Raw genomic sequence first — 25,838 nt, 5'->3', positions numbered from 1 at the left:
TAGTACTACAAATCGTCAATAAAAGTGTAGCCTTGCTCTTCCTTGCGTTGCAATACTTTTTGAAAAAATTTGTGAACGCTCTTATGATTAGCCTTTACTTTAATGAAATAATTATCTCTATAAATAGAATAGACATCGGCTTCACCTTTATAGATACTTAGTTTATAAAAAGGAATGGGTAAGGCAAAAGTCTCCAAAAGCGATCTAAATCTCACAATAATTCCTTTTTCGAGTATTTCTACATTACAAATATTGGCATTATTGTCAAGCACGAGTAGATTGTGAATATGAATGCTGCAACTTGTGATGTTCAGTTTAGGTGATCCAGAACCTCTTAATTTCCAGCGTTCTTTTAAGGAAAGCGGTACACCAACTTCCTGTCGTAGTTTACGTTGAATTTCAGGCTTGTTATAGGAAACGTTGTACAGCATATTGTTTTTAATTGAGTCTGTTTTACTGATTAATCCTTTCAATATATATCATTAAAAGACATTAAGGTAGCTGTGTTTTTTTAAAAATGAAATAATGTTTGAGGTTTTATGCTTTCGCGAAAGCGTAACAATTAAATAGAAATATTTAATTACCCTAGTATCTTGTCTATAATACCCTAGTTCACAAGTCTTTTTTCTATTCCATTATCTGTTTAGAAATACTACCTTTGCAGGCCTAAATTACTATACTATGTCTGTGATCCATCAGTTGGAAAATGTTACTAAAACAGCAGTTAAAGAGTTGTTTCAAGTTGATCTAGAAAAAGTTGAGGTAACTCTAACTCGCAAAGATCAAAATGGCCATTTTACCATTATGGTTTTTCCAATGTTGCGTCAAATTAAAGGTAATCCAGCAGTCATAGGTGAACAAATAGGAGCGTACTTACAAGAAAATACCGAGCTCATCGGTAGCTACGAGGTAATCAAAGGTTTTTTGAATGTAACTTTGACAAACGCTGTCTTTATTATCGCTTTCAATGAAATGCTAAGTAATTCTAAGTACGGTTTTACTCCAGTTGATGATTCCTCACCAGGTATTATGGTTGAATATAGTTCACCTAATACGAATAAACCACTACACCTGGGTCATATAAGAAATAACTTATTAGGTTATAGTGTTGCGCAAATTCTAGAAGCATCGGGTAGACGTGTGAATAAAACACAAATAATAAACGATAGAGGTATCCATATATGTAAATCCATGCTTGCCTGGCAAGAACAGGGAAATGGAGAAACTCCAGAAAGTACAGGATTAAAAGGTGATAAACTAGTTGGGAATTATTATGTGAAGTTTGATAAACAATACAAGGAAGAAATAGCTCAACTCATTAATGAAGGTATAGATCCTAAAGAAGCAGAAAAACAAGCTCCATCCTTACTTAAGGCACAAGAAATGCTAAGGAAATGGGAAGCTGGTGATCCAGAAACAGTTGCTCTTTGGGAAAAAATGAATGGCTGGGTTTATGATGGGTTTGAGGTGACTTATAATAATCTAGGAGTAAGCTTTGATAGTCTTTACTATGAGAGTAATACCTATTTACTGGGTAAAGACATCATTGAAGAAGGTTTGCAAAAAGGCGTTTTCTTTAAGAAAGATGATGGTTCAGTTTGGATTGATTTATCAGATGAAGGATTGGATGAAAAGCTAGTACTACGTAGTGATGGTACTGCCGTTTACATGACTCAGGATATAGGTACTGCTATTCAGCGTGTTAAGGATCACCCTATAAACGCTATGGTTTATACGGTAGGAAATGAGCAAGATTATCATTTCAAAGTCTTGTTTTTAATCTTAAAGAAACTGGGGTATGATTGGGCCGAAAACCTGCATCACCTTAGTTATGGAATGGTTGAATTACCATCAGGTAAAATGAAGTCACGTGAAGGAACCGTTGTAGATGCCGATGATTTAATGGAAGAGATGACAGCTACTGCACGTAAAATAGCTCTTGAACAAGGTAAACTTGATGGACTTTCTGCACAGGAACAAGAAGACCTTTTCAAAATTATAGGACTAGGAGCTCTCAAGTACTTCATGCTTAAAATTGACCCAGTGAAGAACATGATGTTTAACCCTGAAGAGTCTGTTGATTTTCAAGGAAACACAGGTCCTTTTATTCAATATGCACATGCTAGGATAAAATCTATTTTAAAGAAGGCTCAATTTGATTCTGTTAAATTAAATGCTAATAGTGATCTAGATATCACCGACAAGGATATTGCAATCATTAAAACAATTGAGCAATTCCCTGATGTGATCCACAATGCTGCTACAAAATTAAATCCTGCTAGTATTGCCAATTATACGTATGAACTAGTACGAGAATTTAATTCTTTCTATCAAAATGTCCCTAAGATCGTTGAAGAGGAAAATGCCGATTTAAAACAGTTTAGACTGTTGTTGTGTTACAAAACAGCGTTAGTAATCAAGGACGCTTGTTCACTGCTAGGAATCGATGTTCCTGAACAAATGTAAATACTCATATGAAACCCAACTATTAATTAATTTAAAAGTTGATTAATAGGAATTATAAATTACGATTAACTATTTGACTGTATGACTGAATAATAGTGGTCAAGTAGATTAATTTACCTTTGCAATCTAGAAAGCAATAAACCATGAATACCTTTACTGAATTAGAACTAAGAACACCGCTGCGTAAAAGTATAGAAGACCTAGGTTTTCAAACCATGACTCCTATACAGGAAAAGTCCTATTCAGTGGTAGCATCAGGACGTGATGTTATAGGTATTGCCCAAACGGGTACAGGGAAAACTCTTGCTTACATGCTTCCCTTGCTTAATTCTTTACCCTATGCACAAATCGATGATCCTAGAATCTTGGTGCTGGTGCCTACCCGAGAATTAGTAGTTCAAGTAGTGGATAATATTAAATCCTATTCAGCGCAAATGGAGCTAAGGGTTCAAGGAGTTTATGGAGGCACTAATATTAACACGCAAAAGAAAGCTCTGGCAAACGGTGTTGATATTGTGGTAGCAACTCCAGGAAGGTTGTATGATCTTATAGTACATCAATCTATAAGTTTTAAACATTGCAAAAAGGTGGTTATCGATGAGGTAGATGTGATGTTGGATTTAGGATTTAGATTTCAACTTACCAATATCTTTGATCATTTACCCAATAAAAGACAGAATATCATGTATTCTGCAACAATGACTGATCAAATAGAAGCCTTTATCAAGGACTATTTTTACAACCCTACCAAGGTGTCTGTAGCAGTTTCTGGAACAAGGCTGGATAACATAAATCAACAAAGTATAGCAGTACCTAACTTTTATACTAAGGTAAATTTACTCATGCACCTTATAAGCGATCACGAGGTTTATAGTAAAGTACTGGTTTTTGTAGATAATAAACGTAGTGCTGACAGGTTGCATGAGGTCATCCAACCTCATTACGGTAATGAAGTAGCAGTTATTCATTCCAACAAAACACAAAATTATCGTTTACGATCCATTGAGGCATTTACAAACGGTGATTGTCGTATCCTTGTAGCTACAGATGTAATGGCACGTGGACTGGATATTGAGGGAATTTCACACGTTATTAATATCGATGTACCCGCATTTCCTGAAAACTACATGCATCGTATAGGACGTACTGGTAGGGCTCAAAATGCTGGTAATTCTATTTTATTTTACACTGAAAAGGAGATAGAATCAAAACAAGCTATTGAACAACTTATGGATTATTCTATTCCAGAAGTTGCCTTTCCTGATGAAGTAGAAGTGTCAAAACAAAAAACTCCTGAAGAACAACCCAAGGTCAGAGAAATTTTTAATCCTAATAAAGTAGAAGAAGACGAGCGTGGTGCCGCTTTCCATGAAAAAAAGGATAAAAACAAAAAAACAAATCAAGGCGGTAGTTACCGTCGCAAAATGGCGGCTAAGTATAAAAAGCCCAAAACTCGTGGCGATAAGAATGCCAATCGTCGTCGCAAGAAAAGGTAACGACATCTTTTGAGCCATTTTCCATTAAAGTAGTAGGTTAATTAATGTTAAGGAGAGTACTTGTTACGCTTTCGCGAAAGCGTAATAACCACTTTTTCAACAGGTTATATTTACGGCATTATAATTGAAATGTCTGAGTGAAATAATATGCAAGGTGTGACATGTTGTTTATCTTGCAAACCTTAAATAACTACAAATGAAAAAAGTATTTTTATTATTCTTTTTAATAGGTTCAATGGCAATGGCACAGACTGCCTATGTGAATTCTGATTATCTACTAGCTTCAATGACAGAGATGCAAGCGGCAAATGCAGAAATTCAAAAATTGAATAAAAGTTTAGGCAGCGACTTGCAAAAAGCAGAGGCAAATGCGAAACAAAAATTAGCCGATTTACAATATAAAGCAAGTGCTCCTGGAGTTACAGAAGAACAAATGAAGCAGTATGCCTCACAAGCAGATGCATTACAAAAGGAATTAGAAAGTAGTGCTCAAAGTGCAGAAAGAACACTAGGTCTTAAACGTCAAGAATTGTTAGACCCAATTCTAGAAAGGGTTAATGATGCAATAGAGACCGTTGCCAAAGAAAAAGGTTTTAAACTTGTCGTAAATGCAAGTGCAGTGTTGTTTGCAGATGAGTCTGTTAATCTTACACCAGCAGTAGCAGCAAAATTAGGTGTTACTTTGAAGTAAGTAATCTGATTAATAAATAGCTAAGCCACCTTTAAGGTGGCTTTTTTTACGCCCTATATTGTTCTATTAAATATGTTTATAGTAGTTATAAAAATAGTTTATATTTACCCCATATGCAGTTAGGAAGACTATATATGATAGGTGCGGTGATCTTAGCTTTAGCTTTGATCTCAATACCTGTTATTCCTACTTTAATGGATCAAGTAAGTAAATCAGAACTAGTTTATGATATTGATATCGAATTAGATTCTGAACAAATTTCTCTTAACGAGATAGAGAAAGAAAACCAACTACCAGTTTTATTTTATTCGATCTTATCCATTTCGATACCATCTTATAAGGTGAAAAGCTCGATTAGTCATCATAATGCATTTAATTGGGATTCTCCCATCAGGCAAATCCAATTGCCGCCGCCAGTCATAGCGTAATATTTCTACCCTTTATTTAGTATTATCCATGCACATGCATGTAAAAAAAACGTATTATGTCTACAACCAAGTATTTACAAAATTTAAAATCAGATTTACCGGCAAGTATCGTAGTGTTTTTCGTTGCACTACCACTTTGTTTAGGAATAGCGCTAGCCAGCGGTGCACCGCCTTTTGCGGGAATAATAGCTGGTATTATAGGAGGAATAGTAGTAGGAGCTCTTAGTGGTTCTCAAATTGGAGTAAGCGGTCCAGCAGCTGGGCTTGCTGCAATTGTACTCGCATCTATTAGTGAATTAGGATATGAAACCTTTCTAGCCGCAGCAGTGATAGCTGGCGTTATCCAAATAGTTTTTGGAGTTGTACGTCTAGGTGTTATAGGATACTACTTTCCTAGTAGTGTGATTAAAGGGATGCTAGTAGGTATTGGTATTATTATTTTCACTAAACAAATTCCACATTTTTTCGGGTTAGATAAAGATCCTCAAGGAGATTGGATGTTTTTTCAATTAGACGGAGAAACTACTTTTTCTGAAATAGGAAAGATTGGTGAATTTATCAGTCCTGGTGCAACTATAATAGCTGTAATTTCATTGGCAATTTTGTTGTTATGGAGTAACGTATTAATTAAAAAGTCTAAAGTGTTCCACTTAATTCAAGGGCCTTTGGTAGCTGTGGTAGTAGGAATATTATACTATTATTTTACTCAAGATAATACAGTATATGGTATTGCCAATGAACACCTAGTAAATGTTCCTGTGCCATCCAGTATGGATGACTTTTTTGGTCAATTTACTTTTCCTGATTTTAGTGATTTAGGTAATTTTTCAGTTTGGATAACTGCCTTTACGATTGCACTAGTAGCTAGTCTTGAAACATTATTGTGTGTGGAAGCTACTGATAAACTAGATCCTCAAAAACGAGTAACACCAACTAACAGAGAATTACTGGCCCAAGGAACTGGTAACGTACTTTCTTCTTTAATAGGAGGATTACCTATTACTCAAGTTATTGTGCGCAGTAGCGCCAATGTTCAAAGTGGTGGACGTACTAAAATGAGCGCAATAATTCATGGTTTCTTCCTTTTGATATCAGTTATATCAATCCCTACCATACTTAACATGATCCCTAATTCGGTTCTTGCAGCTATATTATTAATAGTAGGATATAAACTTGCTAATCCAAAAACTTTTGCAGCAATGTGGAAAGCAGGATGGAGACAGTTTATACCCTTTATCGCAACTGTGATAGTTTTATATTTTAACTTCCTTGCAGGAGTAGGAGTAGGACTGGCCATAGGAATTGTATTTACTTTATATCAAAGTTTTAAGAACAGTCATTTTCTACATAAAAAAGAAGCTGAGGTGGACAACCAGCATAAGATAAACATGACTTTTGCTGAAGAAGTGACTTTCTTCAATAAAGCAACTATTTTAAAAGAATTAGATAGCATACCAGAAGATACCTTCCTAGAGATAGACGTGCGTAATACAGTTTATCTAGATCACGATGTTATCGAAATTTTAGAGGACTTTGGGACAAAAGCTAAAAATAGAAACATCTACATAAAACTATACTCACAAAGAGGTACGGTGGAAAATCCGGATAGTTTTATCGAGTTTTTTAAACGAAAAAAATTACAATCAGCTTAATTATTAATGATGATTACACAAAATAAAGAAACACAAGCGGCGATGACTCCGCAAGCCGCTTTAAAAGAATTAAAAGAAGGAAATCAAAGATTTGTTGGGCAACAACAAATTTCACGAAATTTAAACGAACAAATACAATCAACTAGCACTGGACAATTCCCATTTGCTACCGTACTTCATTGTATAGACAGTAGGGTAAGCGCCGAGCATATTTTTGATCAAGGGATTGGAGATTTATTTAGTGTAAGAATTGCAGGAAACTTCGTTAATGAAGATATTTTGGGAAGTATGGAGTTTGCTACTAAACTTGCTGGAACCAAAGTTATTTTAGTATTAGGTCATACTGCATGTGGTGCCATTAAAGGTGCTTGTGATCATGCACGTATGGGTAACCTTACCACATTGATTAATAAATTAGAACCAGCAGTTGAAGCTGTAAAAGAGCCAAAGGAAGAAGACCAACGTACATCTAAAAATATTGACTTTGTAAATGCTGTCGCTAAACAAAACGTATTGATGACCATTGAAAACATCCTTAAAAAAAGTGAGGTAATCAGAGAACTTGTAGAGGATGAAGATGTTTTATTAGTTGGTGGTATGTATGACATTTCAACAGGCTCAGTAGACTTTTATTAATACAGTCAGTGTTTGAAAAAACATTTAAATATTCAAGACCTAGTTTTACAATACACAGTATTGGTAGAACTAGGTTTTGTTTTTCCATATTGGTAGGATTTGTTGTAGGACTGATTCTATTTTATGGCTTTTACTTATTTTTTTATATAGATTCCTTTTTAAGTTTCAATAATGATTACCGTTTATACGATGGCTTTATCAAGATAGGCATAAAGATAGTTCAACACTATATGCTTTATCTGGATTAAGTTTTTGTCTAGGTTATCTTATTACCGTCTATCTATGGCTTACTTCCCATATTAATCATATCAATAGAAGAATTTCAGGATTTGCGAGATATGGAGCAACACAAGTATTGTTCTATTTTTTTATGGTATTGTATTTTGTTTTTAAAATGCAATCAGTCACTATGGAATATGCCCAGATAATAGTTCAAGAATACCAATATAGCTTTTGGTTGTTACCAGTTTTTCTCTTTCTTTTTGCAAATCAGCACCTATCTAAAATTTACAAAAATTGGGTGCAACTTATATTTTCATCAATAAGCATTACTGCTGCCTGCTTGTTGTTGATACTAATTGTCGGTTAGAGAGAAAGTAATCTGTCGGCTGCATCAAATGCCGATATTTTACGCTCAACAACAGAAGTTTCTATCTCTTTAATTTGATTTATTATTTCGGATCTTGAATAGAATGCTTCTTTTAATCGGTCTTCTATAGTTTGATGTAACCAGTATAATTCCTGTGAGTTACGACGTTCCAGTAAACTACCGTTTTGATTACTATGTTGTCTAAATGATGCAATCTCTTGAGCAATTTCTTCAATGCCTTCATTGTGCAATCCACTACATAAATGCACCTTAACTGGATATTGATGGGATTTAGGATTTATAAGATGCAACGCATTTTGAAACTCTCTTCTGGCATGTAAAGCTGCTTTTTTATTATCACCATCAGCTTTATTGATGATAACAGCATCGGCCATTTCCATTATTCCTCGTTTAATCCCTTGTAAATCGTCTCCAGCGCCTGCTAGTTTAAGGAGAAGGAAAAAGTCAGTCATACTGTGAACCGCAGTTTCACTTTGACCGACTCCAACAGTTTCTACCATAATAAAGTCAAATCCTGCCGCCTCACACAGCAAGATGGCTTCTCTGGTTTTTCTTGCCACGCCACCTAGAGTTTCGCCTGCTGGACTAGGTCTTATATAAGCAAATTTACTTTTAACCAATTGTTCCATTCTAGTTTTGTCTCCTAGTATGCTTCCCTTGGACACGCTACTACTGGGATCAATAGCTAGTACAGCTACCTTAAAACCTAATTTGATTAAATGAATTCCTAGAGACTCTATAAATGTTGATTTGCCTACTCCCGGAACGCCAGTTATTCCTAATCTAAAGGAGTTTCCTGAATAGGGTAGTGCTTGTTGTAGTAACGCTTTCGCGAAAGCATAATCCTCACTAGCTTTACTTTCAACACCAGTTATTGCTCTACTTAAAGCACTTATATCTCCTTTTCTTAATTTCTCAAAAACTTCCTGTGAGGAAGGTTTTTTCCTGCGTTGCCAGGATTTAGGATTAAGGTGCTCTAAACTCATAAAAGTTATTTGGATGCAAATTTATAGCCTAGATAAGCCATAGGTATATAGGCAATTGTTAAATCTAGTATCATAAACCAGGTAGGTCCTCCAAACATTGAAATAGCGGTAATACCACCAACTAGGAAAAACCCACCAATTAATAAAGACCAAAGTAGTTGGTATGATACAGCAACTTTTGAAGCAATGTATGCCCCAAATAAGGTTCCTAAAGCATGTGCCAAAAATGGGAAGATGAAGTATTCCATCGATAGGGTAGGAATCACTTGAGCATAGGCCTCATAATCATTAGGATCGATTCCTGTGGGAAAAACTGCGTTACCTATAAAGACGATACCGCTGTTGAGTAAACCACCAGCGATTATTCCTGCTGGTAATGCTATAATATTTCGTAATAGAGGTTTCATAATGGTAGATTTTCAACCACTAAAATACTACTATTACTGAACAATCTTAACAATTCATTTCTTTACAAGGGTCATGTCCCCAATTTTTAAGACTGTATCTCCAATCGCTTTCTTTTATATCGCTGTCTGGTTTTTGAGCTGTGTGCCTGTGAATATATCCTATCACTTTATTCATGTGCTCGTAGTCATTTTGATTGAGATCGTCCTTCTTCTTGTTTTTGATAGTTATAATCTTACGTCCAGACTTATGACCTTTTGATTCTCCATCACCACTATCTTGACCTACACTTTTTGATTTGTCGGTATCTAACCATTGTTCTAGTTCACTCGGAGTCATGTTTACAGCATCATAGAACTCGTTATAAATTTCTTCATTACTCTTATCACTCATTTTTTATTTAAAACTATAAAATGAATATACCTTTTGTAGTTAGTAAGTTGTTAACTAAGAATATTTTAACTGGGTTTACTGAATAAAAAAATCCCCAACAAAAAATGTTGAGGATTTATCTTATGGTGATAGTTACAATTATGCTTTACCTTGAACCACCCATTCACCTTTGTTTATTAAAGGGATTGCTTGTTTAAATTTAACTTCTTTAGTCTCACCTGTCATCACGTTCTTAATCACTACCTTTTCATTACGACCGATTTTAGGTTGTTCACGGGTTATGGTCTCAGTAACTTGTGGACGTTGTTGACTAGCGCCTGCTCCAACTGATCTAGCTTGTGCTGCTCGCTCATCGCTGTTTAAAACTTCTTCTTTTTGAGTGGTAGTTTTTTCAGTCTTTCTTTCTCTTGCTTCACTTATGTTTGAAGTGTCTCTAGTAGGTAGGTCACCTTTGAACATAAATCCTATTACTTCTTTATTTACTTTATCGACCATTTGTTTGAAAAGTTCAAAGGCTTCAAATTTGTAAATAAGTAGAGGATCTTTTTGTTCATGGACAGCTAGTCTCACACTTTGGCGTAATTCATCCATTTGACGTAGATGATTTTTCCAAGAGTCATCAATTATGGCTAGCGTAATGTTTTTCTCAAAATCTGTAACTAGAGTTCTCCCTTCGCTCTCGTAAGCATCGTTAAGGTTAGTCGCTACATTAAGTGTTTTTATACCGTCAGTAAAAGGAACTGCAATACGTTCATAATTACGTTCATCATTTTCTACGATGTTTTTAATTACCGGAAACACTTCTTGCGCAGTGCGCTCCATTTTATCCTTATAATGGTTGTATGCTGCTTTATAAACGATACCTGTGATTTCTTGATCAGATTTTGACTTGAATTCTGATTCATTGATAGGACTGCTCATTGAGAAAAATCTTATCAATTCAAATTCAAAATTCTTGTAGTCTTGAGCAAGTTTATTACTTGTAGTTACATCTTCGGCGATATCATAGATCATGTTTGCGATATCTACAGCAAGACGTTCTCCAAATAAGGCATTATAACGGCGTTTATAAATTACCTCACGTTGCGTGTTCATTACATCATCATAATCAAGAAGATTTTTACGCACACCAAATGCGTTTTCTTCTACTTTTTTCTGTGCTCGTTCAATGGATTTAGAAATCATAGAATGTTGAATAACTTCACCTTCTTTCATTCCTAATCGGTCCATAGTTTTCGCCATACGCTCTGATCCGAATAACCTCATTAAATTATCCTCAAGAGAGACATAGAACTGTGAACTACCTGGATCACCTTGACGACCAGCACGACCTCTTAACTGGCGATCTACACGTCTAGAATCATGACGTTCTGTACCAATTATGGCAAGACCACCTGCATTCTTAACTTCGTCTGATAGTTTAATATCTGTACCACGACCAGCCATGTTTGTAGCGATGGTTATTTGTCCTGGGTTACCAGCTTGAGCGACTATATCAGCTTCCTTTTTATGCTGTTTTGCATTAAGAACATTGTGTTCTATTCCTGCACGTTGTAATGTACGACTTAATAATTCTGAAATTTCAACAGAGGTTGTTCCTATAAGAACAGGTCTTCCTTGTTCTCTTAAAGATAAAACCTCATCAATTACTGCCTTATATTTTTCACGTTTAGTCTTATAAACCAAGTCTTGTCTATCGTCACGAGCAATTGGTCTGTTAGTTGGAATTTCAACAACATCTAACTTATAGATTTCCCAGAATTCACCAGCTTCAGTAATTGCAGTACCTGTCATTCCCGATAATTTTTTATACATACGGAAATAGTTTTGCAAGGTAATGGTAGCAAAGGTTTGTGTGGCGTCTTGAATTTTTACATTTTCTTTTGCCTCAATTGCTTGGTGTAAACCATCGCTGTAACGTCGTCCTTCCATTACACGACCTGTTTGTTCATCAACAATTTTTACAGACATTTCACGTGTAATCCCTTTTGCAGTTTCTTTTTCTTCTTCTGCAACTATATATTCAACATCTTTTTCAAAAAGAGTGTAAGCTTTAAGAAGTTGATTTAGAGTATGAATACGTTCTGATTTTATCGAATATTCACGAAACAGATCTTCTTTCTTTTCAGCTTGTTCTTCGGCAGAAATATCTTCTTTTTCAATTTTGGCAATCTCAATACCTAACTCAGGAAGTACAAAGAACTCTGGATCTTCGGCACCTGATAAATGCTCAATACCTTTATCGGTCAATTCAACCTGATTGTTCTTTTCATCAATCACGAAATAAAGAGATTTGTCAATCTCTGGCATTTCACGATTGTTATCTTGCATGTAAAAATTCTCAGTTTTTTGAAGTAAAGTTTTATTTCCTTCTTCACTTAGGAATTTTATCAATGCCTTATTCTTAGGTAATCCTCTATAAACTGTGTAAAGTAATTTACCACCTTCTTTAGTGTCACCGTCATTAATCAATTTCTTGGCTTGTGCAAGTGTTTGCGTTAATTCTCTACGTTGAATGGTTACCACATTCTCGACAGGAGCCTTCAACATGTCAAATTCTTGACGATCACCACCTTTTGGAATAGGACCAGAGATGATTAAAGGCGTACGAGCATCATCAATTAAAACCGAATCGGTCTCATCAATGATTGCATAGTTGTGTTTACGTTGAACAAGATCCTTTGGCGAGTGAGCCATGTTGTCTCTCAAATAATCAAAACCAAACTCGTTATTAGTACCGTAGGTAATATCTGCTAGATAAGCTTTTCTACGTTCTTCTGAATTAGGTTTGTGATAATCGATACAATCGATAGTAAGTCCATGGAATTCAAAAATAGGTCCTATCCAGGCACTATCACGTTTTGCTAGATAATCGTTAACGGTAACTACATGAACACCATTACCAGTTAAGGCATTAAGATAAACAGGAAGAGTAGCTACGAGTGTTTTACCTTCACCAGTTTGCATTTCGGCAATTTTTCCTTGATGAAGTACAGTACCACCAATAAGCTGTACATCATAATGAATCATATCCCAAGTAACTGCTTTACCAGCTGCATCCCAAGAATTGGCCCAAATAGCATTGTCACCATCTAATCGAACATAATCTTTTACAGCAGAAAGTTCACGGTCTCTAGGTGAAGCCTGTACTATTAATTCTTCATTTTGAACAAAACGTCTTGCAGTTTCTTTAACAACAGCAAAAGCTTCGGCCATTATTTCTTCTAGAACAGCTTCTGTTTGATCATAAGCAACATCATTTAATTGGTCGATCTCATTATATAAATCTTCCTTTTTATCGATGTCTTGTTCTTGTTCTACTTGAAGTTTAAGATTTTCAATTTGCTCTAAAGTATCCTTTTTAGCAGCTTGAATTTTATCTTTAAATTCTTGAGTTTTTGCTCTTAATTCATCTATGGAAAGAGAACTTAATTCCTTCTCAAAGGAAAGAATTTGATTCACGTAAGGCTGTAAATCTTTAATATCTTTCTTTGCTTTATCTCCAACAAAGATTTTTAAAACGGAATCTAATAGTCCCATATATTGTTACTTAATTGATTAATAGTAGTTTAAAAAATGAATACTACCTTTGCTAATATCCTAAATTCAAGCAAAAAAAAAGTCTCTTTGCGAGACTTTTTTATGATGTAATTGTTTTTTAATATTCATCCTCGTTCCAGAGGTAATCCTCATCGGTAGGATAATCGGGCCATATTTCTTCAATAGACTCATATATTTCACCTTCATCTTCAATTGCTTGAAGATTTTCAACCACTTCTAAAGGTGCCCCAGTACGTATGGCATAGTCAATAAGCTCATCTTTCATAGCTGGCCATGGAGCGTCACTTAAATATGATGCTAGTTCAAGCGTCCAATACATAATTTTACTCGTTAATTTTTGCAAAAATAAACTTATCGTCGATTTATGCAAGTTATTATTTATTAATGATTCAAGATTTGCAAAGAGCGTACAAGCTTTTGAAAATCAAAATGTTTTGTGCCCAGTGTTATAGACTCAGTTACCCCACTTGTGAATGCTGATTTAAAATCAACTGATTCTTAATACTTTTTTGGGACCCATTTTATTTCTTCGGCTTGCAAATCAAATGACAATTTACGTGCCAAGACAAATAAGTAGTCAGACAGTCTGTTTAAATACCTTAAAACCTGTTCGTCAACAGGAGTATTTTCGTTTAATTCACTAGCTAAACGCTCTGCTCTTCGACATACTGTTCTAGTAATGTGACAAAATGACACCGATTGATGTCCGCCAGGAAGAATAAAGTGAGTCATAGGCGGAAGATCCTCATTCATTCTATCCATTTCTTGTTCTAGCATTAATATATCTTCATCGGCTATTTTGGAAATATTAAGGCGATCTTTACCATTTTTCAATTTTTCTTTTTCTGGTGGTGTTGCTAGTATAGCACCTACTGTAAATAAATGATCTTGTATATCGATAAGAATTTTTTTAGTAGACGCTGTAACTGGTTGGTCTCTCAATAAACCTATCCATGAATTGAGCTCGTCAACCGTACCATAACTATCAATTCTTAAATTATGTTTAGGTACTCTTGTGCCTCCAAATAAAGCAGTGGTTCCTTTATCACCTGTTTTAGTATAGATTTTCATAAAAATAAGATTCCTACAAATGTACTAGTATGACGCAAGAGTTTACTAAAAAGTATCATAATCTATACGCACCTTATTATTGTATAAAATTAAAATCCCACGAATAGCATTCGTGGGATTTAATTCACTATAATAGTTCAATTTGAAATTTTGCTAGTAAATTAAGGATACTTCAACCTCAAAATTATCATAGATAAAATTGTCGCCTAATCCCTTAAAAAAACTTTTAGACCCATATTTTACGTTGTACTTGCTTCTGTCTATAACAAGGGTAGTGCTAGCTTCATTATTGTTATAAGTAAGATCAAAAGTTATTGGGTGAGTAATACCTTTAATTGACAAATCTGCAGTGATTGTCGCATTTCCTTCCTTATTATCAATACTCGTAAAATCTAGAGTGGCTTGTGGATGATTTGCTGTTGAAAAAAAATCATCACTTTTTAAGTGACCTTCTAATTTTCCTTTCATTTCTCCTTCTAGATCTGTAACTACCAGACTAGACATATCAATTACAAAACTTCCACCTTTAATCTTATCATTTTCAAACTCTAAAGTTCCCGATGTTAGATTAATAGTTCCTGTGTGCTGTCCACCAAATTTCTTACCGGTCCATACAGCGGTGCTTTTTTCAGTATTTATTTTTTTCATGTTAACATTGTTTGTGAATGTTGCAGCTACTATAGCTAGAACAACAGTCGATTTAAAAATTAGATTCATTTTAATTGTTTTTACATTAATTGTATATACATATATTTATTAAAATTTTTTTAAAGCTTCATAAGAAGGGCAATTAATCGATTTTTCTCCTCGTCGTTAAGGTTTTGAGTGATTTCGCTTTCTTTTTCGTCCACTTGATGGTCGAGGATAGTTAGTAGATTTAATCCTTCTTGAGTTATGGTAATTTCAATTTGTCTGCGATCTGACGGACATTGTACTCGTTTTACCAATTTTTTTGTAACTAATTTATCGATTACTCTAGTGGTGTTAGAATTGGCGTGAATCATGTCCTTGCTTACATCCTGTAAACTGGCTGGTTTACCATTTCTACCTCTTAAAATACGCAATGCATTAAATTGTTGAAGGGTTATTCCTTGCTCTTTTATAGCGCTACTTACTTCATCAGTAAAGTCTGTACCCTTCTTGATGATTGTAGTAGTTAGCTTTCGCGAAAGCGGAATATGCATTTTGTTTTCTTTCATTAATTACAATTGAATTAATTGTAGGTACAAATATATTATTTTACTCTTACGATTAGATTTATTTCATGTTAAAAATAAATTAAGCTTTTTAAGATCAAAGAAATGCAAAGAGAATAAATAGTAAGTTTGAACGTTAACAAAAGAAAAATTGCTATGAGAAAATTGATTTGTTTAATTGCCTTGATGTCTGTTTATTTTGCTCAAGCTCAAACTGATGGAGGAGTAGGACTAAAGGCAGGAGTTAATTATGGGTCTACAGGAGATTTATCTCAAGACGGTCAAACTATTATTGATAATCCTGATGAGAAAATAGGATTTCACGTTGGTGTTTTTGGGAAAATTGATTTAGGAGCTATTTATATAAGACCAGAATTAATGTATACTCAATTGAATAGTGAGTATAATGGGCTGGGATTTGAAGTTAATAAATTGGATGCTCCTGTTTTAGTAGGTGTCAATATTATAAGACCTCTCCATATTTTTGCAGGGCCTAGTTTTCAATATATTCTAGATACTGACCTTGAGGATGTTGATATTGATGACGTAGAAGAGGATTTTACCATAGGAGCACAATTTGGAGTAGGCGTTAATTTAGGTAATCTGGGTATTGATGTGCGTTATGAACGTGGTTTTACAGAAAACGAAGCCGAGTTCACCAATGTAGGATCTCTAGGTACACTTGATACTAGACCTAGTCAAATCATATTAGGACTTAGTCTTACTCTATAATTTCTAAGTTATGAAACAAGATTTCAAAATCTTGTTCCTTTTTATTACCAATAAGCAGCCCAATTTCAATGGGCTGTTTTCCATTATAAACTTCTTTATTTAATTTTCTACCGCGGTATTGAGGTTTTAAATCTTTTACGGTAAAATTAATGGTTTGCTTTTCACCAGTTGTTTGAAATTTATATACGTAAGATATCCAGGAATCTTGCGCAGCTCTCAACCTAAATTCAAAATCGCTACCATCTCCTGTTATCGTGAGCTTGAAGGATTTAACCTCGTTAATATCTAAAGGTTTTACATTATATCGCAACGAGGCAAAACCACCGTTGTTTCTTGTCGATACATGACCGTAATATCGTAGTTGTTTACTTGTGATCTCAAAATTAGATTGTGACAATCCACCCATCACGCCATCATTTATTACATACCAATTTTCAGCATCATTTTTATCTGGTGTTATAGTATGAGTGGTGGTTAGCATAAGGCATAAAATGAAGAACAGAAAACGCATTTTTTATATAAGTCGCGTAAATTATTACTTACTTAATTTTTTTACCGATGTAAGATCAAGAATATTGGTCGGATCTGCTTTTAGGTTTATTATATTTTTTGGGTAAAATCTGGTACTTTCATCATAGTATAGAGGTATTACAGGAGCTTCTTCATTAATAATACTGTCCATTTTTTTATACAGTATCACTCGTTCGTCTACACTAGCTGTGACAATACTTTTTTTGTATAAAGCATCGTAGTGATCATCATGAAAAAAACTATAATTAGAACCTGATGGTGTATGATTTTTAGAATAAAATAAGCTTAGGTAATTTTGAGCGTCTGGATAGTCGGCAATCCAGCTACTACGAAACATTTCTAATTGTCCTTTACTACGCAATTGTCTTAAAGTTCCTGGCGGCATTACCTCAATTTGTATAGTAATACCAATTTTTTCTAATTCTTTTTGGATAAACTCACAAAGGTCTAAATAATTTGCGCTGGTAGCTAGATTGATAATTACTGAATTGGCACCTGATTCTTGTTTATAAGCATTTACCAATTCACGAGCTTTTTTCCTATTATAAATGAGCTCTGGTGCTTGTTGAGAACCTGGTAAACCAGCAGGAATGAAACCACGCGTAGCTGGTATTCCTATGTTGTTTCTTAAATAGGTAATCATTTTGCCACGATCAAACCCTATATTTATGGCAGTTCTTATTTTTTTTGACTGCAATGCAGGATTTTTAGACTTTAAATTAATTCCTAGATATTCTGTATTTAAGAATGGTGCTTTGGCAAGGGTTATATCTTGTTGATGTTTCTCTTTGAGATCACCAGTGCTGGTTAACAATTCATCTTTATAACTAGCATCAATAGCGTTAATAAAGTCAAGATTTCCTTGAGCAAACTCAAGATACTCACTTTGTTTATCTGGCTTAAAAGTAATCGCTACTGATTCAAGATAAGGAAGCCTATTTCCCTGTGAATCAGTTTCCCAATAAGATTGATTTTTACGTAATACCATTTTTACGTTTTCTTCCCATCTTTTTAAATAGAAAGGACCAGTACCTACTGGCTGACTTCTAGGATTTAACTCGAGAACTTCGATTGCATTTTCAGATAATATAGATGCATACTGCATGCTCATTAAACCTAAAAAAGCAGGAAACGCTTGCTTAAGTTTAATGTTTAACACACTATCATTGGTCACCTCGATATTCTCAATATTACTTACTATAGTAGAACCTGGACTGGCTAGCGCTTCATTTTTTAATCTATTTAAACTATAGGCGACATCACTGGCTTTAACACGTTCCTTTTTATCTTGATTAGGATAATAGAAATAGCTGTTGTTCCTTAAAATAAAAGTGTATTTTGTGGCTGTGCTGTCAATGTTCCAGCTTTTAGCAAGATCAGGAATCACATTTAAATCCTTATCCAATTTGACGAGTGTGTTATACAATTGATTACAAACCCACATATTGCGTTGGTCTTTGGCAAATGCAGGATCTAAACTTGTGACACCAGCATGCTCGTTATACTTAAAAACAGGACCGTAATTATTATGATCAGATTTATTACAGCTATAAATCAATACAAGTAACAGGAGTATAAATAGTCTCATTGTCGTAAATATACAATGCATTCTCAATGTGTTAATGGTAGTTATAGGGATAGATGACAATTGAGTACTTATATTTTACAATTGAGTAAGTTGAATTACGCTTTCGCGGAAGCATGATCACATATTTGCATTGTCAAACATATTAAACACACAATTATGAAAACGATTATCACTTCAATTTTACTAGCATTAGTTTCTTTAACAATAAATGCACAAGAGGAAAAAACTTTTACATTGACGGTAACTGTGAACAACGCATCTACCGATGATGGAAAAATGGTTTATGCTTTAAACACTGCGGAAACATGGAATAAGAAACCTTATCAATCAACAAGTATAGAGATCAAGGACGGTAAAGCGATTGCGACTTTTGAAAACATTCCGCAAGGTGAGTATGCCGTGACCGTACTGCACGACAAGAATAATAATCAAAGAATGGATTTTACCGATAATGGTATGCCTACTGAGGCATATGGATTGAGTAATAATCCCATGAGCTATGGTCCACCACAATGGAGCGAGGCCAAATTTGAGATTAGTGAAAACAAAGAGATTATTGTAAGGTTGTAATAACGTTAATCTCTTGATAATAAGTAATAGGATGTCTTTAAGTCATCCTATTTTTACTTTATGAAGGTACTAATAACAGGAGCAACAGGACTTGTAGGTAAACAAATCGTTAATGATTTACATGAAAAGGGACATGTGGTCCATTATTTGACCACGAGACAAGAGGCAATTAAAGATGAGCCTAACTACAAAGGTTTTTTGTGGAATGTAAAAGAAGGTAGTATAGATGTAAAATGTCTAGACGGCGTTACTAATATCATTCATCTAGCAGGTGAAACTGTTTTTCAAAGATGGACCGATGATGCTAAGAAACGTATTATGGATAGTAGGGTGTTTTCAACCCAGTTATTAATCGATACGCTTAAAAACAACAAGCATCAAGTTGAACACGTAACTACTGCAAGCGCGATAGGGATCTATCCGGATCAACAAGATGGTCGAGCATTAAAGGAAAATGAAATTCCACCTACGGCTTCCAATTTTTTAGCAGATGTTTGTATCGCTTGGGAAAAAATAGGAGCTCTTTTTACCCAGCTTGGATTGAAACACAGTATAGTGCGCATAGGTATCGTACTTTCAGACAAAGGTGGTGCTCTTGACCAAATGAGCAAACCGGTAAAGTACTATGCTGGCGCAGGTTTTGGAAACGGGAAAATGTGGCAAAGCTGGATTGCTATTGACGATCTTTCAGGTATTTTTATACATATAGCTCAAGAACAGTTGGAAGGTATTTATAATGGAGTTGCGCCTAATCCAGTGCGCAACAGGAATATGATGGAAACTATAGGGAAGGTTATAGGAAAACCCGTTTTTCTACCAAATGTCCCCAAATTTATAATGAAAATGATGCTAGGTGAAATGTCTGCTATCGTTTTGTCTAGCCAACATGTAAGTAGTGAAAAAATTGAAAAAACAGGATATACTTTTGAATATAGAGAATTAGAAAATGCTCTTCAAAACTATTTATCCTAAAGAAAATAATCATTGACAGGCTAGTTATTGTTTCTTTTTCTGAGCACTACTATTAAAAGAATAACTAGTACAACCGTTATTGCAATACCAGTACCTAAATAAAATAGATTCATTAAACCATTAATAGTTTTTTTATTTAATGGTTTTTCGAATTTGAATAAATGATCTGTTTTGACTTGGTTATGATGACAAGCAGCATATTGATTGATGCCAGTGTATTTTGAATTGAATTGTATGCTATCAAAAAAATCTTGATTGGAATACACACTATGTTTATTTTTAGGTTGAATTATACTTACTTGATATAAATAGTTTTTTATTACTAATAATCTAGTATCATAATGCAAGGGTTCCAATTGTTGATTCCGATAATATTCAAATACTGCTTGGTAAACCCCATTTTGACTAAATCTAGAATTATAAGCGACTTGTATAGATCGTGAATTATTATCGATGAAATCTTCAATAGTAGATTTATAAAACGATTTCAATTCTTCCCGGTCACAAAAATGAATCCTATCGCCTAAACTCCTTTTCCTAATAATATAATAAGTGTCATACTGTTTAAAAACGACTACTTCATTCGTTTGATGTCTATTGGAATATTTGTGACTAAGATCTATTCCTTCAGCCAAATTAATGGTAACTAAAGAATCGATTTTAAAAGGTTCATCTTGGGCAACACACTTATTGCTTAAACAGCATAGCAGTAAAAAAATAAAAAGAGGTTGGGTAAGTTTCATACTGTAAGCAAAAATAAAAAAGACCTATGAGGTTTGAACTCATAGGTCTTTGATCAATTATCAAAAAACTTTTGCTTATTTAGTTCCTACTAAATTTACAGTTAATTTAATGTCATCACTAATTGCTTTATTAGCGGCTATGTCAAAAAATGTCCCAGATCCGTATTTAATTCCCCAATCTGTTCTGTTAATAGTAAACTCTTCAGAGTCTAACATCATTTTATCACCTTCATATTTTACAGTAACAGGGAATGATACATTTTTAGTAACATCTTTAAGAGTAAGGTTTCCAGATAAAGTAGAACCTTCAATTCCAGTTACAACAAATTTTGCCGTAGGATATTCTGGTGTATTAAAAAAGTCAGTCTGTTGGTCTTCTACAGTTCCTTCTAGGTGAGCTTTTAGACTTGCAGCTTTGTCACCTTCAAGATCTGTTACCTCGATAGAGGTCATGTCGATTACAAACTCACCGCTTTCTAAAGTTTCACCGTTCACTTTAACCATTCCACTTTTAAGTGAGATGTTTCCTGTGTGATCTTCGGTTGGTTTTGAACCTACCCATGCAATGTTTGATGCTTCTGTATCAATCGTGTATGTTACAGCTTCTACAGTTGCTTCAGCAACTTCTTTTTCTTCAGTAGCATCTACCTCGTTTTTGTTTTCTTTACAAGCTACTGCACCTACTAATAAAAGTGCTAGACTAGCAAATTTTATAAATGACGTTTTCATAATTTGAATTTAAGTTGTTGTAAAATTACATGTACCTACAATTAAACAGGTTAAAGGTTTATTAAAAAATCCTGTGACATTTTGACATCGTTCCACTAGATGGCAGTAATTTTGCTCCTTCAGGCGCGATGATGTTTGTGCATTGTTGTTGATAATTACGCTTTCGCGAAAGCGTACAAATTCAAACTATCAATTCTCATACATCGACATATTAGAAAAAATTGAAGTTTTACAAGAAAATAAAAGACCAGTTTAACATGGCGAAAGATAAACAACAACAAGAAGAAGTAGAGCAAGAGGTGTTGCATAACACTGAAGAACAAGATGTTGCTCAAGAGCAAGATCAAAGTGAGGAAAAAACTGAACTGGAAAAAGTTCAAGAGGAGTTACAAGCAGAAAAAGACCGCTACTTAAGGTTGTTTGCAGAATTTGAAAACTATAAACGTCGCACAGCCAAAGAACGTGTAGAGTTATTCAAAACAGCCGGTGAAGGCATTTTAAAGGATATGTTACCGGTATTAGATGATTTTGATAGAGCACTTGTAGAAATCAATAAGTCTGATGATGAACAACTTACCTCAGGTGTTACACTTATAAGCAACAAGCTGCGCAATACATTAAAATCAAAAAACCTAGAAGAAGTTGAGGTTGAGGCTGGAGATACTTTTAATGCAGACGATCACGAGGCTGTTACACAAATTCCAGCCCCTAATGATGATATGAAAGGTAAAATCATTGACGTAATAGAAAAAGGATATAAACTAGGTGACAAAGTGATACGTTACCCAAAAGTGGTTATAGGAAAATAATATGGCAGATTTTTATGAAGTATTAGGTATAGATCGCAATGCGAGTGCTGCAGAGATTAAGAAAGCATATCGTAAAAAGGCGGTTAAATACCATCCAGATAAGAATCCTGGTGATGCAGAGGCAGAAGAAATGTTTAAAAAAGCAGCCGAGGCTTATGAAACCTTGAGCGATCCTCAGAAAAAAGCTAGATATGATCAACTAGGTCATCAGGCATATACGAGTGGCGCTGGCGGTTTTGGAGGTGGCTCTGGTGATTTTGGCGGCATGGATATGGATGATATCTTTAGTCAGTTTGGCGATATATTCGGCGGTGCTGGTGGTGGCTTTTCTGGGTTTGGAGGATTCGGTGGCGGCGGCGGACGCCGCAGAGTTAAAGGTAAAGACCTGCGAATAAGAGTATCCCTTACCCTAGAAGAGGCTGCAAATGGAGTAGATAAAAAGGTTAAGGTTAAACGTAAAAAACAAGCGGCAGGAGTTTCTTATAAAACTTGTGGCACTTGTAACGGTAGCGGACAAGTTACTCGTATTCAAAACACGATTCTTGGAAGAATGCAAACCAGCGCTCCTTGTAGCACCTGTGGTGGATCAGGTCAAATCTTGGACAAAAAACCTAATGGTGCAGACTCTCAAGGTCTCATAGTAGAAGAGGAGTTAGTGACTATTCAAATTCCTGCTGGTGTTGAAAGTGACATGCGATTAAAGGTAGGTGGTAAAGGGAACGATGCACCAGGAAATGGTGTGAGTGGAGACCTACTAGTTGATATTGAAGTTAAACCTCATGAATCACTACAACGAGAAGGAAATAATTTACACTATGACCTATATATAAGTGTTCCAGAAGCTGTATTAGGAACCTCTAAAGAAATTCAAACGGTTACAGGAAAAGTCAGAATACCGATAGAATCTGGAATTCAAAGTGGAAAAATTTTAAGATTACGTGGAAAAGGGATGCCTAGCTTAAATGGTTATGGAACTGGTGATCTACTTGTTCATGTAAACGTCTGGACACCACGTAACTTAACTCGTGAGCAGAAAGAGTTTTTTGAAAATATGATGGCCGATTCAAACTTTGAACCAGCTCCTGAGAAGTCGGATAAATCATTTTTTGAAAAGGTAAAAGACATGTTTTCTTAAAAAAAACTTAATGAATTAGAAAAAAGTTCTATATTTGAAATAACAATTGGTTTCAACACCAGTTGTTATTTTTCTTTTTCATAGCAATTTTTCCCACCTCTTTGTCAAAAGAGGTGGGTTTTTTTATGGCTTAATCTACCTTTAAATAAATCATTCCTATTAAATATATCTAAAATACTTTATACCACGGCCTATATTGTTAACTTGCGTGTTTCATTATTGAATATGGGATACGCATTACAAGCAGAAAACATAACAAAACAATATGGCGATTATACTGCATTGAATAATTTGACCATAAAAGTTCCCGAAGGATCTATATATGGATTATTAGGTCCAAACGGTGCAGGTAAAACTTCTCTTATTAGAATTATCAATCAAATTACAATGCCTGATAAAGGTAGTGTGTTATTGAATGGTGAACCACTAGCACCAAATCATATTGCACAAATTGGATACATGCCTGAAGAGCGTGGTTTGTATAAAAGCATGAAAGTAGGCGAGCAATGCCTGTACCTAGCCCAATTAAAAGGTCTGTCTAAAAAAGAAGCTAAGCAACGACTGGAGTTTTGGTTTGAAAGATTAGGGATGCAAGGATGGTGGAATAAAAAACTGCAAGAATTGTCAAAGGGTATGGCCCAAAAAGTTCAATTTATTGTGACTGTTTTACACCAACCTAAGCTATTAATCTTTGATGAACCGTTTTCAGGATTTGACCCAGTAAACGCCAACCTCATAAAGGATGAAATCCTATATCTAAGAGATCAAGGTGCTACTATTATTTTTTCTACTCATAGAATGGAAAGTGTGGAAGAAATGTGTGATCATATTGCTTTAATTAACAAATCAAATTTGGTTTTGGAAGGCCCTATTAACCGTGTAAAACAAGAGTATCGTAACAACGATTATCAAATAAGTGTTTTAAGTGAAACAGATTCATGGTTAAAAGAACTTCCAGTTGAGTGGCAAGCACAATCAACCGATATCAAAGGACTAGATAATACAGTTGATTTTAAAATTCATTTACAAAAAGAAGTTTCTATAAATGAGGTTTTCAATAGATTAACCCAATTGGGCGAAGTAACTCATTTCAGTGAAATTATACCTAGCATAAACGATATATTTATTAAAAACGTAGGTAGCAATGAGTAAACTAGGTTTAATAATTAAAAGAGAATACTTGACAAAGGTTCGTAATAGGACCTTTATAATAATGACCTTTGTAAGTCCTATGATATTCATCGGTGTAGCTGTGCTTATAGGTTGGCTCACAAATTTGAATAGAGAAGATTCTAGGACTGTAGCAATACTTGATGAGACTGGTGCGTCCTATGTAGATTTGTTTGAAGACTATAGCAACTTCAAATTCGTTCGAGTTGATAATCAGATCGATCAAGCCATAACTGCTACTAAGGAGGCAGGCTATTATGGATTGATACATATATATGGTGTTGACAATGAAGTCGAAAATTTGACCTTTTATTCAAAAGACAATCCATCTTCAGGTTTTATAGAAAGAATAGAGAATGCCATAAACAAAAAAGCCACTGAGTATAAATTATTAGAAAACAATATTCAACCTAGCATTTTACAAGCAGCAACTGTAAAAAAGCAGTTGCAGTTACAAACATTTGATGGCGATACGACCAGTAAGGAAGCAGGATGGATTAAAATTGCTGCAGGTGGAGCAGCAGGATATTTATTAATGATGTTCATCATAATATATGGTAACATGCTCATGCGGTCTGTAATTGAGGAAAAAACAAATCGTATTGTAGAAATTATAGTGAGCAGTGTTAAACCTATATATCTTATGTTGGGTAAGATAACAGGAACGTCACTGGCGGGAATTACTCAATTTCTTATTTGGGTGGTTTTAGGTGGAACGCTGGCAATTGTTTTGTCAGTCGTTTTGGGACCAGATTCTCTTCAAAACCCAGCTAACGAGCAACTCGTTAATCAAGTTCAAACAGCTAGTGAAGCCCAAGCTTTTGTCAATGACATTTTAAAATTACCAATAGGACAATTGATTTTCCTCTTTTTCGTCTATTTCATAGGAGGATATTTTTTATACGCTAGCATATATACTGCTATAGGTGCAGCTGTAGATAGTGAGACAGATACACAGCAATTTATGCTTCCTATCATCTTACCATTAATGCTATCCATATATGTGGGTTTTTTCTCAGTTATAGATAATCCACACGGTACTGTTGCGGTTACATTTAGTTATATACCTTTAACCAGTCCCATCGTTATGTTAATGAGAATTCCTTTTGGAGAAATAACTTGGTGGGAAATTCTTATAAGTGTAAGCTTGCTATACGCAAGTATAATAGGAGTTACCTATATAGCTGCCAAAATATACCGTGTAGGTATTTTAATGTATGGCAAAAAGACGAGTTGGAAACAATTATATAAGTGGTTAAAGTATTAAC

The 25,838-nt window shown here is 34.8% G+C and carries 26 protein-coding genes; 13 read left to right on the top strand and 13 right to left on the bottom strand.

The window, feature by feature from the left end:
• Positions 1-5 precede the first annotated feature (5 nt).
• Positions 6-431 (bottom strand): hypothetical protein, encoded by a 426-nt coding sequence (locus I5168_RS13320; RefSeq protein ID WP_060524977.1) that lies wholly within the window; start codon positions 429-431, stop codon positions 6-8.
• Positions 432-681: 250 nt separating this feature from the next.
• Between I5168_RS13320 and argS the strand changes: the two genes are divergently transcribed.
• The 6 genes from argS (at position 682) to I5168_RS13290 (ending at position 7,369) form a co-directional block, all read left to right on the top strand.
• On the top strand, positions 682-2,466 hold the full coding sequence (gene argS, locus I5168_RS13315) for an arginine--tRNA ligase (RefSeq protein WP_431472082.1): 1,785 nt from the start codon (positions 682-684) through the stop codon (positions 2,464-2,466).
• Positions 2,467-2,609: 143 nt separating this feature from the next.
• Positions 2,610-3,962 (top strand): DEAD/DEAH box helicase, encoded by a 1,353-nt coding sequence (locus I5168_RS13310; protein WP_431472081.1) that lies wholly within the window; start codon positions 2,610-2,612, stop codon positions 3,960-3,962.
• A gap of 196 nt (positions 3,963-4,158) precedes the next feature.
• Complete coding sequence (locus I5168_RS13305) at positions 4,159-4,653, top strand: OmpH family outer membrane protein (RefSeq protein ID WP_105018542.1); 495 nt, start codon at positions 4,159-4,161, stop codon at positions 4,651-4,653.
• Positions 4,654-4,766: 113 nt separating this feature from the next.
• On the top strand, positions 4,767-5,081 hold the full coding sequence (locus tag I5168_RS13300) for a hypothetical protein (RefSeq protein WP_167341642.1): 315 nt from the start codon (positions 4,767-4,769) through the stop codon (positions 5,079-5,081).
• Positions 5,082-5,137: 56 nt separating this feature from the next.
• A complete protein-coding gene (locus I5168_RS13295) occupies positions 5,138-6,733 on the top strand; it encodes a SulP family inorganic anion transporter (RefSeq protein WP_431472080.1) in 1,596 nt (531 codons plus the stop codon).
• Positions 6,734-6,742: 9 nt separating this feature from the next.
• Positions 6,743-7,369 carry a carbonic anhydrase family protein gene (locus tag I5168_RS13290; protein WP_167341644.1) on the top strand — a complete coding sequence of 209 codons (627 nt, stop codon included), beginning with the start codon at positions 6,743-6,745 and terminating at the stop codon, positions 7,367-7,369.
• Positions 7,370-7,954: 585 nt separating this feature from the next.
• Here the strand turns inward: I5168_RS13290 and meaB are convergent.
• The 8 genes from meaB to I5168_RS13250 all read right to left on the bottom strand — a co-directional run bounded on the left by meaB (position 7,955) and on the right by I5168_RS13250 (position 15,594).
• Positions 7,955-8,965, bottom strand: a complete 1,011-nt coding sequence (meaB, locus tag I5168_RS13285) for a methylmalonyl Co-A mutase-associated GTPase MeaB (protein WP_431472079.1) — start codon at positions 8,963-8,965, stop codon at positions 7,955-7,957.
• Positions 8,966-8,970: 5 nt separating this feature from the next.
• Positions 8,971-9,372 carry a hypothetical protein gene (locus tag I5168_RS13280; protein ID WP_042279046.1) on the bottom strand — a complete coding sequence of 134 codons (402 nt, stop codon included), beginning with the start codon at positions 9,370-9,372 and terminating at the stop codon, positions 8,971-8,973.
• Positions 9,373-9,418: 46 nt separating this feature from the next.
• Positions 9,419-9,763 carry a DUF3140 domain-containing protein gene (locus I5168_RS13275; RefSeq protein WP_431472078.1) on the bottom strand — a complete coding sequence of 115 codons (345 nt, stop codon included), beginning with the start codon at positions 9,761-9,763 and terminating at the stop codon, positions 9,419-9,421.
• 138 nt (positions 9,764-9,901) lie between these two features.
• Entirely contained in the window at positions 9,902-13,303 is a 3,402-nt protein-coding gene (gene secA, locus I5168_RS13270) for a preprotein translocase subunit SecA (protein ID WP_431472077.1), read from the bottom strand.
• 118 nt (positions 13,304-13,421) lie between these two features.
• Entirely contained in the window at positions 13,422-13,643 is a 222-nt protein-coding gene (locus I5168_RS13265) for a DUF2795 domain-containing protein (RefSeq protein WP_042279049.1), read from the bottom strand.
• A 179-nt stretch (positions 13,644-13,822) separates the two neighbouring features.
• On the bottom strand, positions 13,823-14,395 hold the full coding sequence (locus tag I5168_RS13260; RefSeq protein ID WP_167341648.1) for a cob(I)yrinic acid a,c-diamide adenosyltransferase: 573 nt from the start codon (positions 14,393-14,395) through the stop codon (positions 13,823-13,825).
• Between the two features lie 153 nt (positions 14,396-14,548).
• Positions 14,549-15,112, bottom strand: coding sequence for a YceI family protein (locus I5168_RS13255; RefSeq protein WP_431472076.1), 564 nt, complete (start codon positions 15,110-15,112; stop codon positions 14,549-14,551).
• Positions 15,113-15,162: 50 nt separating this feature from the next.
• Positions 15,163-15,594 carry a MarR family winged helix-turn-helix transcriptional regulator gene (locus tag I5168_RS13250; RefSeq protein WP_431472075.1) on the bottom strand — a complete coding sequence of 144 codons (432 nt, stop codon included), beginning with the start codon at positions 15,592-15,594 and terminating at the stop codon, positions 15,163-15,165.
• 153 nt (positions 15,595-15,747) lie between these two features.
• On the opposite strand from I5168_RS13250, the gene I5168_RS13245 reads away from it, so the two are divergent.
• Complete coding sequence (locus I5168_RS13245; protein WP_431472074.1) at positions 15,748-16,323, top strand: porin family protein; 576 nt, start codon at positions 15,748-15,750, stop codon at positions 16,321-16,323.
• Here the strand turns inward: I5168_RS13245 and I5168_RS13240 are convergent.
• Both I5168_RS13240 and I5168_RS13235 read right to left on the bottom strand, forming a co-directional pair.
• Complete coding sequence (locus I5168_RS13240) at positions 16,313-16,804, bottom strand: CIA30 family protein (RefSeq protein ID WP_431472073.1); 492 nt, start codon at positions 16,802-16,804, stop codon at positions 16,313-16,315. The two genes, I5168_RS13245 and I5168_RS13240, sit on opposite strands and share 11 nt — an antisense overlap.
• Before the next feature lie 54 nt (positions 16,805-16,858).
• Positions 16,859-18,442 carry an ABC transporter substrate-binding protein gene (locus I5168_RS13235; RefSeq protein WP_431472072.1) on the bottom strand — a complete coding sequence of 528 codons (1,584 nt, stop codon included), beginning with the start codon at positions 18,440-18,442 and terminating at the stop codon, positions 16,859-16,861.
• 156 nt (positions 18,443-18,598) lie between these two features.
• On the opposite strand from I5168_RS13235, the gene I5168_RS13230 reads away from it, so the two are divergent.
• Together I5168_RS13230 and I5168_RS13225 are read left to right on the top strand one after the other, a co-directional pair.
• A complete protein-coding gene (locus I5168_RS13230; protein WP_431472071.1) occupies positions 18,599-19,012 on the top strand; it encodes a DUF2141 domain-containing protein in 414 nt (137 codons plus the stop codon).
• Between the two features lie 60 nt (positions 19,013-19,072).
• Positions 19,073-19,984 (top strand): TIGR01777 family oxidoreductase, encoded by a 912-nt coding sequence (locus I5168_RS13225; RefSeq protein ID WP_431472070.1) that lies wholly within the window; start codon positions 19,073-19,075, stop codon positions 19,982-19,984.
• Positions 19,985-20,004: 20 nt separating this feature from the next.
• Here I5168_RS13225 and I5168_RS13220 read toward each other — a convergent pair whose 3' ends face one another.
• The gene (locus I5168_RS13220) at positions 20,005-20,727 is read right to left on the bottom strand and encodes a hypothetical protein (protein ID WP_431472069.1); all 723 of its coding nucleotides are present in this window, start codon (positions 20,725-20,727) and stop codon (positions 20,005-20,007) included.
• 75 nt (positions 20,728-20,802) lie between these two features.
• Positions 20,803-21,456, bottom strand: a complete 654-nt coding sequence (locus tag I5168_RS13215; protein ID WP_042279062.1) for a YceI family protein — start codon at positions 21,454-21,456, stop codon at positions 20,803-20,805.
• Positions 21,457-21,713: 257 nt separating this feature from the next.
• Between I5168_RS13215 and I5168_RS13210 the strand changes: the two genes are divergently transcribed.
• From I5168_RS13210 to I5168_RS13195, 4 genes are all read left to right on the top strand, one after another.
• Positions 21,714-22,265 carry a nucleotide exchange factor GrpE gene (locus tag I5168_RS13210; RefSeq protein WP_431472068.1) on the top strand — a complete coding sequence of 184 codons (552 nt, stop codon included), beginning with the start codon at positions 21,714-21,716 and terminating at the stop codon, positions 22,263-22,265.
• A 1-nt stretch (position 22,266) separates the two neighbouring features.
• A complete protein-coding gene (gene dnaJ / locus I5168_RS13205) occupies positions 22,267-23,400 on the top strand; it encodes a molecular chaperone DnaJ (protein ID WP_431472067.1) in 1,134 nt (377 codons plus the stop codon).
• Positions 23,401-23,625: 225 nt separating this feature from the next.
• A complete protein-coding gene (locus tag I5168_RS13200; RefSeq protein WP_167341655.1) occupies positions 23,626-24,552 on the top strand; it encodes an ABC transporter ATP-binding protein in 927 nt (308 codons plus the stop codon).
• Positions 24,545-25,837, top strand: a complete 1,293-nt coding sequence (locus I5168_RS13195; protein ID WP_431472066.1) for an ABC transporter permease — start codon at positions 24,545-24,547, stop codon at positions 25,835-25,837. Before I5168_RS13200 ends, I5168_RS13195 begins: the two co-directional genes overlap by 8 nt.
• The last annotated feature ends 1 nt before the right edge of the window (position 25,838 follow it).

Origin of the sequence: Nonlabens sp. SCSIO 43208 (genome assembly GCF_050703575.1) — a bacterium.
Taxonomy (GTDB): Bacteria; Bacteroidota; Bacteroidia; order Flavobacteriales; family Flavobacteriaceae; genus Nonlabens; species Nonlabens tegetincola.
Note: the sequence above shows the minus strand (reverse complement) of the source record. Positions and strands in the feature narration are given on the sequence as shown.

What these genes read in the sequence shown, in the direction of transcription:
- I5168_RS13290 (WP_167341644.1), top strand. Translation starts at nt 6,743, where the DNA reads ATGATTACACAAAATAAAGAAACACAAGCGGCGATGACTCCGCAAGCC.
- I5168_RS13200 (WP_167341655.1), top strand. Translation starts at nt 23,626, where the DNA reads ATGGGATACGCATTACAAGCAGAAAACATAACAAAACAATATGGCGAT.
- I5168_RS13220 (WP_431472069.1), bottom strand. Translation starts at nt 20,727, where the DNA reads ATGAAACTTACCCAACCTCTTTTTATTTTTTTACTGCTATGCTGTTTA.
- I5168_RS13235 (WP_431472072.1), bottom strand. Translation starts at nt 18,442, where the DNA reads ATGAGACTATTTATACTCCTGTTACTTGTATTGATTTATAGCTGTAAT.
- I5168_RS13275 (WP_431472078.1), bottom strand. Translation starts at nt 9,763, where the DNA reads ATGAGTGATAAGAGTAATGAAGAAATTTATAACGAGTTCTATGATGCT.
- I5168_RS13245 (WP_431472074.1), top strand. Translation starts at nt 15,748, where the DNA reads ATGAGAAAATTGATTTGTTTAATTGCCTTGATGTCTGTTTATTTTGCT.
- I5168_RS13230 (WP_431472071.1), top strand. Translation starts at nt 18,599, where the DNA reads ATGAAAACGATTATCACTTCAATTTTACTAGCATTAGTTTCTTTAACA.
- I5168_RS13255 (WP_431472076.1), bottom strand. Translation starts at nt 15,112, where the DNA reads ATGAATCTAATTTTTAAATCGACTGTTGTTCTAGCTATAGTAGCTGCA.
- I5168_RS13240 (WP_431472073.1), bottom strand. Translation starts at nt 16,804, where the DNA reads ATGCTAACCACCACTCATACTATAACACCAGATAAAAATGATGCTGAA.
- I5168_RS13225 (WP_431472070.1), top strand. Translation starts at nt 19,073, where the DNA reads ATGAAGGTACTAATAACAGGAGCAACAGGACTTGTAGGTAAACAAATC.
- meaB (WP_431472079.1), bottom strand. Translation starts at nt 8,965, where the DNA reads ATGAGTTTAGAGCACCTTAATCCTAAATCCTGGCAACGCAGGAAAAAA.
- I5168_RS13210 (WP_431472068.1), top strand. Translation starts at nt 21,714, where the DNA reads ATGGCGAAAGATAAACAACAACAAGAAGAAGTAGAGCAAGAGGTGTTG.
- I5168_RS13215 (WP_042279062.1), bottom strand. Translation starts at nt 21,456, where the DNA reads ATGAAAACGTCATTTATAAAATTTGCTAGTCTAGCACTTTTATTAGTA.
- I5168_RS13250 (WP_431472075.1), bottom strand. Translation starts at nt 15,594, where the DNA reads ATGAAAGAAAACAAAATGCATATTCCGCTTTCGCGAAAGCTAACTACT.
- secA (WP_431472077.1), bottom strand. Translation starts at nt 13,303, where the DNA reads ATGGGACTATTAGATTCCGTTTTAAAAATCTTTGTTGGAGATAAAGCA.
- I5168_RS13280 (WP_042279046.1), bottom strand. Translation starts at nt 9,372, where the DNA reads ATGAAACCTCTATTACGAAATATTATAGCATTACCAGCAGGAATAATC.
- I5168_RS13265 (WP_042279049.1), bottom strand. Translation starts at nt 13,643, where the DNA reads ATGTATTGGACGCTTGAACTAGCATCATATTTAAGTGACGCTCCATGG.
- I5168_RS13300 (WP_167341642.1), top strand. Translation starts at nt 4,767, where the DNA reads ATGCAGTTAGGAAGACTATATATGATAGGTGCGGTGATCTTAGCTTTA.
- I5168_RS13310 (WP_431472081.1), top strand. Translation starts at nt 2,610, where the DNA reads ATGAATACCTTTACTGAATTAGAACTAAGAACACCGCTGCGTAAAAGT.
- I5168_RS13320 (WP_060524977.1), bottom strand. Translation starts at nt 431, where the DNA reads ATGCTGTACAACGTTTCCTATAACAAGCCTGAAATTCAACGTAAACTA.
- I5168_RS13295 (WP_431472080.1), top strand. Translation starts at nt 5,138, where the DNA reads ATGTCTACAACCAAGTATTTACAAAATTTAAAATCAGATTTACCGGCA.
- I5168_RS13305 (WP_105018542.1), top strand. Translation starts at nt 4,159, where the DNA reads ATGAAAAAAGTATTTTTATTATTCTTTTTAATAGGTTCAATGGCAATG.
- I5168_RS13195 (WP_431472066.1), top strand. Translation starts at nt 24,545, where the DNA reads ATGAGTAAACTAGGTTTAATAATTAAAAGAGAATACTTGACAAAGGTT.
- argS (WP_431472082.1), top strand. Translation starts at nt 682, where the DNA reads ATGTCTGTGATCCATCAGTTGGAAAATGTTACTAAAACAGCAGTTAAA.
- I5168_RS13260 (WP_167341648.1), bottom strand. Translation starts at nt 14,395, where the DNA reads ATGAAAATCTATACTAAAACAGGTGATAAAGGAACCACTGCTTTATTT.
- dnaJ (WP_431472067.1), top strand. Translation starts at nt 22,267, where the DNA reads ATGGCAGATTTTTATGAAGTATTAGGTATAGATCGCAATGCGAGTGCT.